Source organism: Luteimicrobium xylanilyticum, assembly GCF_009429125.1.
GTDB lineage: Bacteria > Actinomycetota > Actinomycetes > Actinomycetales > Cellulomonadaceae > Luteimicrobium > Luteimicrobium xylanilyticum.
Window position 1 is genome coordinate 142,165 of record NZ_CP045529.1, and the last position, 15,007, is coordinate 157,171.

A 15,007-nucleotide genomic window follows, 5' to 3' on the forward strand; every position below is an offset into this window, starting at 1 on the left:
CCCGTCGGTCGGGTCCGGCGGAGACCCCTTAGGCGACCGGCTCGCCCAGGTACGCGGCGACGGTCCGCTCGGCTGCGGCGAGCGCCGCGTCCTCGTCCACCCCCGACGCCGCGTGGGCGTGCCCCCACTCGCGCCCGGAGTGCCGGACGAACGCGACGCCGTCGGGCGACGCGAGCCACGCGGTCGCGTCCTGCGCGGTCCGGGCGGACCTGGTCGCGAGGTAGCGGACGAGACCGACGAGCGCGAGGTCCCACCCGATCCCGACGGCGCCGGGCCCGTACGTGTCCCACTGGGGTGCGCGGGGGAGGAGGTGGGAGAGGGTGAGGCGGGTCGCGTCGTCGCCCCCGGTCGTGGACTCCTCGCGCTCGACCGACACCGTCACCCACGAGGTCTCGTCGCCGAACTCCCACGTGACCCGGAACCGGTGCGGCGGTCGGCAGTCGAGCACCGTCCCGCTGGCGTTGCCCTCGAGCTGGTAGCGGCCGTCGTCGGCGAGGTCGCCGGTCACGGGCACGAACCACCGGCTGATCTGCTCGGCCTGGGTGACGGCCGGCCAGACGGCGTCGAGGTCCTGCGGGAGCGTGATGGCGAGGACGACCTCGTCGCGGAGCGCGCCGTCCTCCTCGCGGACGTCGACGGTGCGGGCGACGCTGCTCAGCGGCGCGCCCGACGGCGTCGGCTGCTCGGGTGCGGGGGCGTCGCTCATCGGTCCTCCGGTGGTCCGCGTGGGGCGGTGCGACGGGCGGGAGCCCGTCATGTTTCACCGTAGCGCCGTGGGTCGGCTGCTCGCGCTGCGTCGACGCGAAGCCGCCGGTCAGCGTCGACGCGCAGGACTCCCGCCGAGCCGCTCGAGGCCGTCGCGTTCGACCCGCCGCCGTCGCAGCACCCGTCGGAGCTCGAGGCCGCCGACCACCCCGACGACGACCGCACCGACCCCGACGACGAGCACCGCCCAGTGGCCCCCGACGAAGTCCTTGCTCGCCTCGAGCGGCCAGATCGCCAGCGCAGCGACGGCTGCGAGCGCGAGCCCGACGACGAGCGCCCGGACCACGACGCGTGGCCACGGCGACGGGGTGGGTGCGAGCGCACGCTGGACGGCGCGGACGTCGTCGGCCGTGACGGTGTCTCCGGTGACGGGGTCCTCGAAGGTGTACCGCGGCGCGTCGGCGACCAGTGTCACGTCGACGTCGCAGCGCAGCCGCGACCCGGGGAGTGTGACCTTCGCGGTGCCGTGGTCGGGGGTGAGGCGCCCCATCGCGGCCCTTGCGTCGTAAGAACGCAGGTGGGCGACGAGCCCGATCGTCGCGGTCTTGAGCTGCGCGCGTCGGGCGGTCTGCTCGGGGCTGTACGTCGCGGTGCGGGTGCGGGCCATCTCTCACGTCCTCGTGCGGTCGTCCGTGGGTGCGGCGTCACGCTAGGGACGGAACGTGGAGGTTCGCCGGGACGAACCTTGGTCCTCGCTGTCAGTGCTTCGGCCGACGCTTCGGCCGACTCGACCGCGCCCCTTCCCGTGGCGCACGATGAGCGCAGCGCACCCCTGACCGTCTCAGCAAGGAGCGACCTGACGATGACGTCCGCACCCGACCGCCCCACCGTTCCCGCGCCGCCCCTCGTGCACCCCGACGTGATCGGGCGCCTCACGCTCGAGCAGAAGGCGTCGCTCGTGTCGGGCGCGGACTTCTGGCACACGCAGGGCGTGCCCGACGCCGGGATCCCGTCCGTGATGGTGACCGACGGGCCGCACGGGTTGCGCAAGCAGGCGGACCAGGCGGACGCCGTCGGGCTGGGGGGATCGAACCCGGCGACGTGCTTCCCGCCCGCGGTGGCCCTCGCGTCGTCGTGGGACCCGGACGCCGTCCGCCGGGTGGGTGCCGCGATCGCGGACGAGGCGCGCGCCGAGCAGATCGCGGTGGTCCTCGGCCCGGGGATCAACATCAAGCGGAGCCCGCTGTGCGGGCGGAACTTCGAGTACGCGTCGGAGGACCCGTTCGTCGCGGGCGTGTTCGGGGCGGCGATGGTCGAGGGCATCCAGTCGCGTGGCGTGGGGAGCTCGCTCAAGCACTTCGCCGCGAACAACCAGGAGACCGACCGGCTCCGGGTCAGCGCCGACGTCGACGAACGCACCCTCCGCGAGATCTACCTGCCCGCGTTCGAGCACGTCGTCACCACGCAGCAGCCGACGACCGTGATGTGCTCGTACAACAAGATCAACGGGACGTACTCGAGCCAGAACCCGTGGCTCCTCACCGACCTGCTGCGCGGGGAGTGGGGCTTCGGGGGGCTCGTCGTCTCCGACTGGGGTGCGGTGTCCGACCCGGTCGCCGCGGTCGGGGCCGGTCTCGACCTCGAGATGCCGCCGTCGGGTGGGGAGACCGTGATCGTCGCGGCCGTCCAGGACGGCCGGCTCGACGAGGCCGTCCTCGGCGTCGCGGCCAACCGCCTGCTCACGTTGCTCGACCGCACGCACGACGCCCTCGCGGCCCAGGACCCCGCGCTCGACGACGAGGCCTACGCCCGCCACCATGACCTCGCGCGCGAGGTCGCCGCCTCGTGCGCGGTGCTCCTCGAGAACGACGGGACGCTCCCGCTCGACCCGTCCGGCTCGGCCCGGATCGGCGTCGTCGGGGCGTTCGCGAGCGAGCCCCGCTACCAGGGCGCTGGCTCGTCGCAGGTCGTCCCGACCCGTCTCGACGACGCGCTCACCGCGATCCGGGCCGTGGCCGGCGACGACCGCGTCGCCTACGCCCCGGGCTTCCGGCTCGACGGCGCGGTCGACGGGGCGCTCGCGGACGAGGCCGTCGCGGTCGCCCGGGACGCGGACGTCGTGCTCGCGTTCCTCGGCCTGCCGGGCGCGGCCGAGTCGGAGGGCTACGACCGGACGACGATGAGCCTGCCCGACGACCAGCTCGCTCTCCTCGAGCAGCTCGTCGGCGTCAACGACAAGGTCGTGGTGATCCTCTCGAACGGCTCGGCGGTCACGGCGACCGAGTGGCGCGACGGCACCGCCGCGATCCTCGAGGGCTGGCTGCTCGGCCAGGCCGGCGGCTCCGCGACCGCGGACCTCCTGTTCGGCCTCGCCTCCCCGAGCGGCCGCCTGACGGAGACGATCCCGCACCACCTCGAGGACACGCCGTCGTACCTGAACTTCCCGGGCGGCGACGGTCACGTCCTCTACGGCGAGGGCGTGCACGTGGGATACCGCTACTACGACACGCTCCACGTGCCCGTCGCCTACCCCTTCGGCCACGGGCTCACCTACACGACTTTCGGGTACGGCGAGCCCACGGCCACGCCCGCACCCGACCGCGGCCCGAACGCCTGGGACGTCCACGTCACGGTCACCAACACCGGCGACCGCGCCGGTTCCGAGGTGGTCCAGGTCTACGTGCACGACGTCGCAGCCCGGGTCCCGCGTCCGGCTCACGAGCTGCGGGGGTTCAGCAAGGTGTCGGTGGAGCCCGGTGCCTCGGCCGACGTCGTGATCCCGCTCGACGCCCGGGCGTTCGCGTTCTGGTCCGTGCGCGACCACCGCTGGGAGGTCGAGGCGGGGGAGTTCGTGATCGAGGTCGGCGCGTCGTCGCACGACGTCCGCGGCCGCGTGTCCGTCACGTCGGAGGGCGACGGTGCGCCGCGCCGCCTCGACGCCACGTCGACGATCGGTGAGTGGCTGACCGACCCGGTGGGCGCGCAGGTGCTGGGCGCGGCGCTCGCCGCCGCGAGCGAGGCGGGCGGGATGCTCGCGGCGGCCTCGGACCCGGGTGCCGACGCGGGCTGGGCGGAGATGGTCCGCCAGATGCCGATCGGCAAGGTCGTGAGCTTCACGGACGCCGTGACCCGCGAGCAGGTCGACCAGCTCGTCGCTGCCTACGAGGCGGCGTCCCCACCCCGCTGACGGGGGAGGGAACGCTCACGCTGTCGGAGGGTGGGGCAGCGCGACGTCGCCTCGCCGGGCTTCCTCGCGAAGGAGCTCGAGCACCCCACGCTCGGCACCCTCTTCGTCGAGGCGACGCAGCTCCAGGACGAGCGCCGGGCCGCCCGCCCTGCGGCTCGCGGTCTGACCCTCCCGCCCGAGGTCCTGCGCGGGGCGCGTCAGCCTCGCCGCAGACGCATGTCCAGCAGGAAGCCGCGCGTGCCGCCGACCGACACGTCGCGCGAGTGCTTGATGTGGGCGTAGACGACGGTGATCTTCGTGCCCTTCTTGACGGCCTTGACGTGCTTGTAGCCGGTCGACGGGCCGGTGCGGAGCCAGGTGCTGTGCTTGACGACGTACGTCACCTTGGTGGTGCCGCCCGAGCCGACCTTGGTCGGGGACACGTACGCGGCGCTGGCCCAGCCCTTGGTCTTCCCGACGGTCACGGGCACGAAGTTGTTCGTCTTCTTCCCGGGCTTGGAGATCATCTTCGTGTTGCGCGGGACGGTCTTGAGGACGCGATACCCCGTCGACGGACCGGAGCGGATGTTGAGCCGTGACGCCGTCGAGTAGTAGGTGCAGCTCTTCGGCGTCTTGACGCCCTGGTCGAAGATCCGCGCCTTCGCGATGCTGACGCCGCGTGCCTTGAGCCAGGTGTACGGGTTGACGTGGGTCTTGCCGTAGCCGCCCTTCCAGACCTCGAGGTGCAGGTTCGGGCTGGTCGCAGGGCCGCTGTGCCCGACGAGCGCGATCCGCTGGCCTGCCTTGACCTTCTTCCCGGCGCGGACGTACTTCGTGGCCTTGGCCATGTGCACGTACACGACGTCGTAGCGCACCCCGCCGACGCTGCTGCGCACGATGACGTAGCCCGCGTTCGCGCCCTTCGGGTTGACGGCGTGCGTGACCGTCCCGGCGAGGACGGAGTAGATCGGCGCGTTGTTCTGCGCCTCGAGGTCGATGCCGATGTGCGAGGCGCTCGCGTTCGCGACCGGCAGGCAGCGTGGCCCGTACATCGACGACGTGTAGAACGTCTCCGCCTTGAGCGGCAGCTTGGCCTTCGTGGCCGCCTGGGCGGACGTGGGCACGGCGATCGCGAGCGCGACGGCGAGCAGCCCGGCGAGGAGGGTGGTCACCCGGCGGACCGGGCGTCGGCGATCGGTCATGCCTCCACGGTGCGCCTGACGCGGTACGCACGCATCCGGGATTCAGGGACGGGTCGGGGTCATCCCGGGGTTCCCTGTGCGCGGCCTGGGTTCCAGACTGGGGCGGTGCCCCGGATCGCGTCGTGGATCACCCACCGATGGACCAAGTGGATCGTCATCGGCTTCTGGCTCGTCGTGCTCGCCGTCCTCGGGCCCCTCGCGGGCAAGCTGAGCGGCGTCGAGTCGAACGAGACGAAGAACTGGCTGCCGGCGAGCGCGGAGTCGACCCAGGTGCTCGACGTGGCTGCCCGCTTCTCCGACCCGGACACGCTGCCGGCGGTCGTCGTCTACGTGCGCGACGACGGCGGGAAGCTCACGTCCGCGGACCTGGCGGCGGTCGCGGAGGACGCGAAGGAGTTCGGCGGGCGCGACGACCTCGACGGCAAGGTCGTGGGGCCCGTGCCCTCCGAGGACGGCGAGGCCGCCCAGGTGGTCGTCCCGCTGAACCTGGGCCCGAACGGCTGGGACCAGGCGTCCGACGTCGTCGACCAGCTCCGTCAGGTCGCCGACGACGGCGCACCCGACCTCCGCGCGTACGTCACCGGCCCGGCGGGTCAGGCGGCCGACTCGTCGAAGGCGTTCGAGGGGATCGAGTCGACGCTGCTGTTCGCGGCCGCCGGCGTGGTGATCCTCATCCTGCTGCTCACCTACCGCAGCCCGATCCTGTGGCTGCTCCCGGTGATCTCGGCGGGCGTGGCGCTGACGGTCGCGCAGGCCGTGATCTACCTTCTCGCCGACCATGCCGGGCTGACGGTCAACGCGCAGTCGGCGGGCATCCTCACGGTGCTGGTCTTCGGGGCGGGGACGGACTACGCCCTCCTGCTGGTCGCGCGGTACCGGGAGGAGCTCCGCCGGCACCACGACCAGCACGAGGCCATGGGTCTCGCCCTGCACCGTGCGTCGCCCGCGATCATCGCGTCGGGTGCGACGGTCGCGCTCGGGATGCTGTGCCTCCTGATCGCCCGGATGAGCTCCACGAGCGGGCTGGGCCCGGTCGCGGCGATCGGCATCGTCGTCGGGCTGCTCGTCATGCTGACCCTGCTGCCCGCCCTCCTGGTCGCCTGCGGGCGCTGGGTGTTCTGGCCGCGCGTCCCGCACGAGGGCCAGGCCGAGCCCACCGAGAACGGCGTCTGGGCCAAGGTCGGGCGGCGGATCGCCCGCGGCCCGCGCCGCACCTGGGTGGTCACGTCGCTGATCCTCGCGGTCTGCACCCTGGGCGTGACCCAGCTGAACGCGACGGGCCTGTCGACCGCGGAGTCGTTCCGCGGCGAGCAGCCGTCGGTCACCGGCCAGCAGGTGCTCGAGAAGCACTTCCCGGGCGGCGCGGGCGAGCCGGTCGTGGTGGTGGCGAACGCGGCGCAGGCGTCCGCGGTGCGTGAGGCGTTCGCGCGCACCGAGGGCATCGACGCGGCGACCGTCACGAAGCCCGTGGTCGCCGACGGCGTGGCCTACCTCGAGGGGACGCTCACGTCCGCGCCCGACAGCCAGGCGGCCTACGACACGGTCGACCGGGTGCGGGACGCCGTCCACGCCGTGCCGGGGGCGGACGCGAAGGTCGGAGGCTCGACGGCCGTGAACCTCGACGTGCTGCGGGCGTCGTGGAGCGACACGGAGCGGATCATCCCGCTCATCCTGCTCGTCGTGTTCGTGATCCTCGCGCTGCTGCTGCGGGCGATCACGGCCCCGCTCATCCTCATCGGGACCGTGGTCCTGTCGTTCGGCGCCGCCCTGGGGGTGAGCGCGCTGTTCTTCCGTCACGTGTTCGGCTACGCCGGGGCCGACCCGTCGCTGCCGCTGTTCGTCTTCGTCTTCCTGGTCGCGCTCGGCATCGACTACAACATCTTCCTCATGACCCGTGTGCGCGAGGAGGCGGCGAAGCTCGGGACCCGGCGGGGCGCGCTCGTCGGACTGGCGGCCACGGGCGGCGTCATCACGTCCGCGGGCCTGGTCCTCGCGGGGACGTTCGCGACGCTCGGCACGCTGCCCCTCGTGACGTTCGCCGAGATCGGGTTCGCTGTCGCGTTCGGCGTCCTGCTGGACACGCTGATCGTGCGCTCGGTGCTCGTGACGGCACTCAACCTCGACGTCGGCCGCTCCATGTGGTGGCCGAGCCGGCTGTCGCGCGAGGAGCGCAGGTCGGGGGCACCTGAGCCTGTTGCGTGAAGTTACTGGGTGGTACGTTCGCCAGGGTCCGCAGGGCTTGGAGAGCTGAGGGAGACCCCCGTGAACCGTTCGCGCAGGATCGTCACGACCGTCGTCGCCGGAGCCGTCGGGCTCGGGCTCACCGTCACCACCGCCGTCCTCCCGGCGGATGCGCACGGCAGAGGCGGGGGCGGGCACCCAGGGGGCTGGCCGTCGTCGGGCAGCAGCCAGCAGCTCGCGCCCCGCACGCACTTCACGATGAAGCCTGACGGCTCGAGCGGGCTCACGCAGGGCGGCGAGGGCATCCCGAACATCGACTCGGTGAAGAAGACGATCGCCGCGTACTACGGCGACCCCGGCACCGGCGTCGCCGACAAGACGTCCTCGCCGTACATCACCGAGATGGACGGGATCGTCGCGAACGAGCTCCGCAAGCTCCCGAGGCTTCTCGCCGAGGCGAAGCGGCACCACGAGAAGCCGGCCATCGTCCTCGACAGCGACGACACCACGCTGTGGACCTACGACATGGAGGTCGGGGACATGAAGTTCGTGTACTCGCCGGCCGAGCAGGACGTCTGGGTCCAGGGCAAGGACCCGTCCAAGCGGTTCTCGGCGACGCCCGCCATGGTGCGGTTCGTCAACACGGCGCAGGCGATGGGCTTCACCATCTTCGGCCTGACCGGTCGCAACGACGACCAGAAGACTGCCACGCTCGACGACCTCAGCCGACTCGGCTACCAGGGCTTCACCGCCTCGCGCTTCTACACCAAGTGGACCGGCAAGGGCACCTCGCAGCAGCCGTCGTACATCACCTGCCAGACGTCGTCGTGCACGACCGTCGAGTACAAGGCCCTCACCCGCAAGCACATCGAGGACCTCGGGTACACGATCACCCTCAACGTCGGCGACCAGTGGTCCGACCTCCAGGGCGGCTACGCGGACCACACCCTCAAGCTGCCCAACCCGACGTACTACCTGCCGTCGGCCGACCTGCCCGGCAAGGACGAGCCGCAGCTCGCGCCCCGCACGCACTTCACGATGAAGCCTGACGGCTCGAGCGGGCTCACGCAGGGCGGCGAGGGCATCCCGAACATCGACTCGGTGAAGAAGACGATCGCCGCGTACTACGGCGACCCCGGCACCGGCATCGCGAGCACGACGTCGTCCCCGTACCTGACGGAGATGAAGCACCTGACGCAGCGGCTCGCCCCGCAGGTCGCCGCCCAGTGCGCCGTCGGCCGGCTCCTCCACCGCAACCCGGCGATCGTCCTCGACGCCGACGACACGACCCTGTGGACGTACGACATGGAGGTCGGGGACATGAAGTTCGTCTTCGACCCGGCCGAGCAGGACGTGTGGGTCCAGGCCGAGAAGTTCGGGGCGACACCCGGGATGGTGTCGCTCGTGAACACCGCGAAGCGGGCCGGCTGCACGATCGTCGGGCTCACGGGCCGCAACGACGACCAGAAGGCCGCGACGATCGCGAACCTCGAGAACGTCGGCTACCAGGGCTTCACCGCCACGAACTACTACACCAAGTGGACCGGCGTCGGGGCCTCGCAGCAGCCGTCGTACATCACGTGCGCGGCCGCCAAGTGCACGACCGTCGAGTACAAGTCGCAGACGCGGGCGCACGTCGAGTCGCGCTCGGGCGGCGGCTACGACGTGGTCGCCAACTTCGGCGACCAGTACTCCGACCTCATCGGCGGGCACGCGGACCGGGCGATCAAGCTCCCGAACCCGACGTACTACCTGCCCTGACGAGCACGGAGCCGCCGCGTCTTCCGGGCCTCACGTCCGGAAGACGCGGCGGCTCCGCGTCGTAGGGACGGTGGTGGTCGGAGGCACCTCGAGGAGGTGCTACGCTAGTGATCCCCCCGGGCTGTGAGGGACGGACGAGCTGGCTCGCAAGAGCGCGGCGAGGCTGTTCGCCACCGGAGGGCAACCCATCACGAAAGAACCTGGCGCATTTGCGTGCCCTGGGTGCTGTCGTGACGGACGGATCTTTGTGCGATTTCCGTCCCGCAGATCGAAATCCAGCGGATTTGATCGGCAGGCCGAGAATCGGATAGAGTTCAGAAGTCGCCACGGAGAACGCCTGAAAGGGCCGGACGGTGGTGAGCGTCCGTTTCTTGAGAACTCAACAGTGTGCTTGATAGTCAATGCCAATGAACTCTTGTCGGGTTGCTGGTGCTGCTTCGGTGGTGTTGGTGGTCTGGTGGGGGTGTTTTTTGGACGAGAATCGAACCAGTTGGTTTGGTTCTGGCCAGTTTGATTGATCGCCTGCAGTTTTGTGGGTGTTCTTCGTATGGTTTGTTGACTGTGTCTGGCTCCTTGTGGGTTGGGTGTGGTTGGCGTTGAAACATTTACGGAGAGTTTGATCCTGGCTCAGGACGAACGCTGGCGGCGTGCTTAACACATGCAAGTCGAACGGTGAAGCCCAGCTTGCTGGGTGGATCAGTGGCGAACGGGTGAGTAACACGTGAGTAACCTGCCCCTGACTTTGGGATAACTCCGGGAAACCGGGGCTAATACCGGATATGAGCTCTTGCTGCATGGTGAGGGTTGGAAAGATTTATCGGTTGGGGATGGGCTCGCGGCCTATCAGCTTGTTGGTGGGGTGATGGCCTACCAAGGCGACGACGGGTAGCCGGCCTGAGAGGGCGACCGGCCACACTGGGACTGAGACACGGCCCAGACTCCTACGGGAGGCAGCAGTGGGGAATATTGCACAATGGGCGCAAGCCTGATGCAGCGACGCCGCGTGAGGGATGACGGCCTTCGGGTTGTAAACCTCTTTCAGCAGGGAAGAAGCGCAAGTGACGGTACCTGCAGAAGAAGCGCCGGCTAACTACGTGCCAGCAGCCGCGGTAATACGTAGGGCGCAAGCGTTGTCCGGAATTATTGGGCGTAAAGAGCTCGTAGGCGGTTTGTCGCGTCTGCTGTGAAATCCCGAGGCTCAACCTCGGGCTTGCAGTGGGTACGGGCAGACTAGAGTGCGGTAGGGGAGACTGGAATTCCTGGTGTAGCGGTGGAATGCGCAGATATCAGGAGGAACACCGATGGCGAAGGCAGGTCTCTGGGCCGCAACTGACGCTGAGGAGCGAAAGCATGGGGAGCGAACAGGATTAGATACCCTGGTAGTCCATGCCGTAAACGTTGGGCACTAGGTGTGGGGCTCATTCCACGAGTTCCGTGCCGCAGCTAACGCATTAAGTGCCCCGCCTGGGGAGTACGGCCGCAAGGCTAAAACTCAAAGGAATTGACGGGGGCCCGCACAAGCGGCGGAGCATGCGGATTAATTCGATGCAACGCGAAGAACCTTACCAAGGCTTGACATATACGAGAATCCGCTGGAGACAGCGGCCTCTTTGGACACTCGTATACAGGTGGTGCATGGTTGTCGTCAGCTCGTGTCGTGAGATGTTGGGTTAAGTCCCGCAACGAGCGCAACCCTCGTCCCATGTTGCCAGCGGGTTATGCCGGGGACTCATGGGAGACTGCCGGGGTCAACTCGGAGGAAGGTGGGGATGACGTCAAATCATCATGCCCCTTATGTCTTGGGCTTCACGCATGCTACAATGGCCGGTACAAAGGGCTGCGATACCGTAAGGTGGAGCGAATCCCAAAAAGCCGGTCTCAGTTCGGATTGGGGTCTGCAACTCGACCCCATGAAGTCGGAGTCGCTAGTAATCGCAGATCAGCAACGCTGCGGTGAATACGTTCCCGGGCCTTGTACACACCGCCCGTCAAGTCACGAAAGTCGGTAACACCCGAAGCCCATGGCCCAACCCTTGTGGGGGGAGTGGTCGAAGGTGGGACTGGCGATTGGGACTAAGTCGTAACAAGGTAGCCGTACCGGAAGGTGCGGCTGGATCACCTCCTTTCTAAGGAGCTTTTGCTTCTGTCGAGCGCTGCCGGCTACTGGTCTGGTCCCCATTGGTGGGGTCGGGTGGTGGTTGGTGGTCATGCCGGTGCCGAGCGTGTGCCGGGTGGTTGCTCGTGGGTGGAACATTGACGAGGTCGTGCCCTGGGGTGCGGTCGCTGCTAGTACTGCTGGTGTCTTCCTTCGGGGGGGTGCGGGTGTGGAAGGTGGTGGCCGGCTGCGGGGTGGGGCCGGTGAGCACACTGTTGGGTCCTGAGGAAGCGGCCGCGTGTCGCCTGGTTGGTCGTGAGGCTGGTCGGGTGGTGGTTGTTGCCTTGTGGTGCGGGCCGTGGCGAGATCTCATGCCTGGGGTGTGGGTGAGCTGCGGGATCGTCGGTTGCTTGAGAACTGTACAGTGGACGCGAGCATCTTTGTGAAACACGAAGCATGCCTGGGGGTCATCCTTCTTTTTGGGGGGGTGGCCCGGGGGTGTGCGACCGTGGTTTCTGCAATTTTGTTGTTGAGTTAAGTTTTTAAGGGCACAGGGTGGATGCCTTGGCACCAGGAGCCGAAGAAGGACGTTGTAGCCTGCGATAAGCCTCGGGGAGTTGGCAAACGAACCGTGATCCGAGGATGTCCGAATGGGGAAACCCGGCCGCAGTCATGTGCGGTCACCTGCACCTGAATATATAGGGTGTGTGGAGGGAACGCCGGGAAGTGAAACATCTCAGTACCGGCAGGAAGAGATATTCCGTGAGTAGTGGCGAGCGAAAGCGGAGCAGGCCAAACCGTGCACGTGTGAAAGCTGTCAGGCGTTGCGTGTGCGGGGTTGTGGGACCTTTCTGGATCTGCTGACACAGGTCCGGGGAGTCGACAAAGCCGCGTTATAGTCGAAGGGCATTGAAAGGCCCGGCACAGAGGGTGCGACCCCCGTAGACGAAATGGCGTGGCCTCCCGAAGGGGATCCCAAGTAGCACGGGGCCCGAGAAATCTCGTGTGAATCTGGCAAGACCACTTGCTAAGCCTAAATACTACCTGGTGACCGATAGCGGACTAGTACCGTGAGGGAAAGGTGAAAAGTACCCCGGGAGGGGAGTGAAATAGTACCTGAAACCGTGTGCCTACAATCCGTTGGAGCCTCCTTGGCAGGGGTGACAGCGTGCCTTTTGAAGAATGAGCCTGCGAGTTAGTGCTCAGTGGCGAGGTTAACCCGTGTGGGGAAGCCGTAGCGAAAGCGAGTCCGAACAGGGCGACCATAGTCGCTGGGTCTAGACCCGAAGCGAAGTGATCTAGCCATGGGCAGGCTGAAGCGCGGGTAAGACCGCGTGGAGGGCCGAACCCACCAGGGTTGAAAACCTGGGGGATGACCTGTGGTTAGGGGTGAAAGGCCAATCAAACTTCGTGATAGCTGGTTCTCCCCGAAATGCATTTAGGTGCAGCGTCACGTGTTTCTTGCCGGAGGTAGAGCTACTGGATGGCCGATGGGCCCTACAAGGTTACTGACGTCAGCCAAACTCCGAATGCCGGTAAGTGAGAGCGTGGCAGTGAGACTGCGGGGGATAAGCTCCGTAGTCGAGAGGGAAACAGCCCAGACCACCAGCTAAGGCCCCTAAGCGTGTGCTAAGTGGGAAAGGATGTGGAGTTGCACAGACAACCAGGAGGTTGGCTTAGAAGCAGCCACCCTTGAAAGAGTGCGTAATAGCTCACTGGTCAAGTGATTCCGCGCCGACAATGTAGCGGGGCTCAAGTACACCGCCGAAGCTGTGGCATTCACATATTGCTAGGCCTTCGTGGTCCAGGCGTGTGGATGGGTAGGGGAGCGTCGTGTGGGCAGTGAAGCTGCGGGGTAACCCAGTGGTGGAGCCTACACGAGTGAGAATGCAGGCATGAGTAGCGAAAGACGGGTGGGAAACCCGTCCGCCGAATGACCAAGGGTTCCAGGGCCAGGCTAATCCGCCCTGGGTAAGTCGGGACCTAAGGCGAGGCCGACAGGCGTAGTCGATGGACAAGGAGTTGAGATTCTCCTACCGGCGAAGAACCGCCCATACCGAGCCCGGTGATGCTAAGCGCCCGAATCCCCCCGCCGTTCCTTCGGGAACACTGGGTGGGCCTAGCGCGCGACCCGATCCGGTAGTAGGTAAGCGTATTAACAGGGGTGACGCAGGAAGGTAGCCCGGCGTGGCGATGGTTGTCCACGTCCAAGGTCGCAGGGTGAGCAGCAGGCAAATCCGCTGCTCGTGGAGCCCGAGGGCCGATGGTGACCGCATCAGCGGGATAACAGGGTGATCCTATGCTGCCAAGAAAAGCCTCGGCGCGAGGTTCTAGCCGCCCGTACCCCAAACCGACTCAGGTGGTCAGGTAGAGAATACTAAGGCGATCGAGTGAATCGTGGTTAAGGAACTCGGCAAAATGCCCCCGTAACTTCGGGAGAAGGGGGGCCCCAAGCGTGAAGCCGCTTGCCGGCTAGCGTGGAGGGCCGCAGAGACCAGGGAGAAGCGACTGTTTACTAAAAACACAGGTCCGTGCGAAGTCGCAAGACGATGTATACGGACTGACGCCTGCCCGGTGCTGGAAGGTTAAGAGGACGGGTCAGCCCCCTTGGGGGCGAAGCTCAGAATTTAAGCCCCAGTAAACGGCGGTGGTAACTATAACCATCCTAAGGTAGCGAAATTCCTTGTCGGGTAAGTTCCGACCTGCACGAATGGCGTAACGACTTCTCCGCTGTCTCAACCGCGAACTCGGCGAAATTGCACTACGAGTAAAGATGCTCGTTACGCGCAGCAGGACGGAAAGACCCCGGGACCTTTACTATAGCTTGGTATTGGTGTTCGGTGCGGCTTGTGTAGGATAGGTGGGAGACGGTGAAGCGCACGCGCCAGCGTGTGTGGAGTCAACGTTGAAATACCACTCTGGTCGCTCTGGACTCCTAACCTCGGTCCGTGATCCGGATCAGGGACAGTGCCTGGTGGGTAGTTTAACTGGGGCGGTTGCCTCCTAAAATGTAACGGAGGCGCTCAAAGGTTCCCTCAGCCTGGTTGGCAATCAGGTGGCGAGTGCAAGTGCACAAGGGAGCTTGACTGTGAGACTGACAGGTCGAGCAGGGACGAAAGTCGGAACTAGTGATCCGGCGGTGGCTTGTGGAAGCGCCGTCGCTCAACGGATAAAAGGTACCCCGGGGATAACAGGCTGATCTTGCCCAAGAGTCCATATCGACGGCATGGTTTGGCACCTCGATGTCGGCTCGTCGCATCCTGGGGCTGGAGTAGGTCCCAAGGGTTGGGCTGTTCGCCCATTAAAGCGGTACGCGAGCTGGGTTTAGAACGTCGTGAGACAGTTCGGTCCCTATCCGCTGCGCGCGCAGGAAACTTGAGAAGGGCTGTCCCTAGTACGAGAGGACCGGGACGGACGAACCTCTGGTGTGCCAGTTGTTCCGCCAGGAGCACCGCTGGTTAGCTACGTTCGGAAGGGATAACCGCTGAAAGCATCTAAGCGGGAAGCCTGCTTCAAGATGAGGTTTCCAACCCCGTATGGGGGAGAGGCACCCAGCTAGACCACTGGGTAGATAGGCCGGATGTGGAAGCGGGGACCAAAGACCCGTGGAGCTGACCGGTACTAATCAGCCGACAACTTACCAACAACATGTCATGTTTCGCGTCCACTGTGCGGTTCTAGAGCCACCGGCACACCCACCCCCGGGACACACACCCCGGGAGGCAGGGCCCCGAACAGGTTCATAGAGTTACGGCGGTCATAGCGAAGGGGAAACGCCCGGTCCCATTCCGAACCCGGAAGCTAAGCCCTTCAGCGCCGATGGTACTGCCCTGGTGACGGGGTGGGAGAGTAGGACGCCGCCGAACACCCATTCAACCGAAGGCCACCCCACCCGGG

6 protein-coding genes and 3 rRNA genes are annotated in these 15,007 nt (G+C 66.8%); 6 read left to right on the forward strand and 3 right to left on the reverse strand.

The window, feature by feature from the left end; genetic code table 11:
• Window positions 1-28: 28 nt before the first annotated feature.
• Together KDY119_RS00660 and KDY119_RS00665 are read right to left on the reverse strand one after the other, a co-directional pair.
• On the reverse strand, window positions 29-706 hold the full coding sequence (locus KDY119_RS00660) for an SRPBCC domain-containing protein (RefSeq protein ID WP_051136973.1): 678 nt from the start codon (window positions 704-706) through the stop codon (window positions 29-31).
• A 108-nt stretch (window positions 707-814) separates the two neighbouring features.
• Window positions 815-1,372, reverse strand: a complete 558-nt coding sequence (locus tag KDY119_RS00665; RefSeq protein WP_036955107.1) for a hypothetical protein — start codon at window positions 1,370-1,372, stop codon at window positions 815-817.
• A gap of 195 nt (window positions 1,373-1,567) precedes the next feature.
• Between KDY119_RS00665 and KDY119_RS00670 the strand changes: the two genes are divergently transcribed.
• Window positions 1,568-3,892 (forward strand): glycoside hydrolase family 3 C-terminal domain-containing protein, encoded by a 2,325-nt coding sequence (locus KDY119_RS00670; RefSeq protein ID WP_083891243.1) that lies wholly within the window; start codon window positions 1,568-1,570, stop codon window positions 3,890-3,892.
• A gap of 197 nt (window positions 3,893-4,089) precedes the next feature.
• Here the strand turns inward: KDY119_RS00670 and KDY119_RS00675 are convergent, their stop codons facing one another.
• Window positions 4,090-5,073 (reverse strand): peptidoglycan DD-metalloendopeptidase family protein, encoded by a 984-nt coding sequence (locus KDY119_RS00675; protein ID WP_083891242.1) that lies wholly within the window; start codon window positions 5,071-5,073, stop codon window positions 4,090-4,092.
• 105 nt (window positions 5,074-5,178) lie between these two features.
• On the opposite strand from KDY119_RS00675, the gene KDY119_RS00680 reads away from it, so the two are divergent.
• The 5 genes from KDY119_RS00680 (at window position 5,179) to rrf (ending at window position 14,976) form a co-directional block, all read left to right on the forward strand.
• Window positions 5,179-7,275 carry an MMPL family transporter gene (locus tag KDY119_RS00680; protein WP_085998082.1) on the forward strand — a complete coding sequence of 699 codons (2,097 nt, stop codon included), beginning with the start codon at window positions 5,179-5,181 and terminating at the stop codon, window positions 7,273-7,275.
• Between the two features lie 60 nt (window positions 7,276-7,335).
• On the forward strand, window positions 7,336-9,015 hold the full coding sequence (locus KDY119_RS00685) for an HAD family acid phosphatase (RefSeq protein ID WP_227994453.1): 1,680 nt from the start codon (window positions 7,336-7,338) through the stop codon (window positions 9,013-9,015).
• A 604-nt stretch (window positions 9,016-9,619) separates the two neighbouring features.
• Window positions 9,620-11,141: ribosomal RNA gene (locus tag KDY119_RS00690) — 16S ribosomal RNA — on the forward strand.
• Between the two features lie 501 nt (window positions 11,142-11,642).
• Window positions 11,643-14,755: ribosomal RNA gene (locus KDY119_RS00695) — 23S ribosomal RNA — on the forward strand.
• Window positions 14,756-14,859: 104 nt separating this feature from the next.
• Window positions 14,860-14,976 (forward strand): 5S ribosomal RNA (rrf, locus tag KDY119_RS00700).
• The 16S, 23S and 5S rRNA genes sit together here, the layout of an rRNA operon.
• Window positions 14,977-15,007 lie beyond the last annotated feature (31 nt).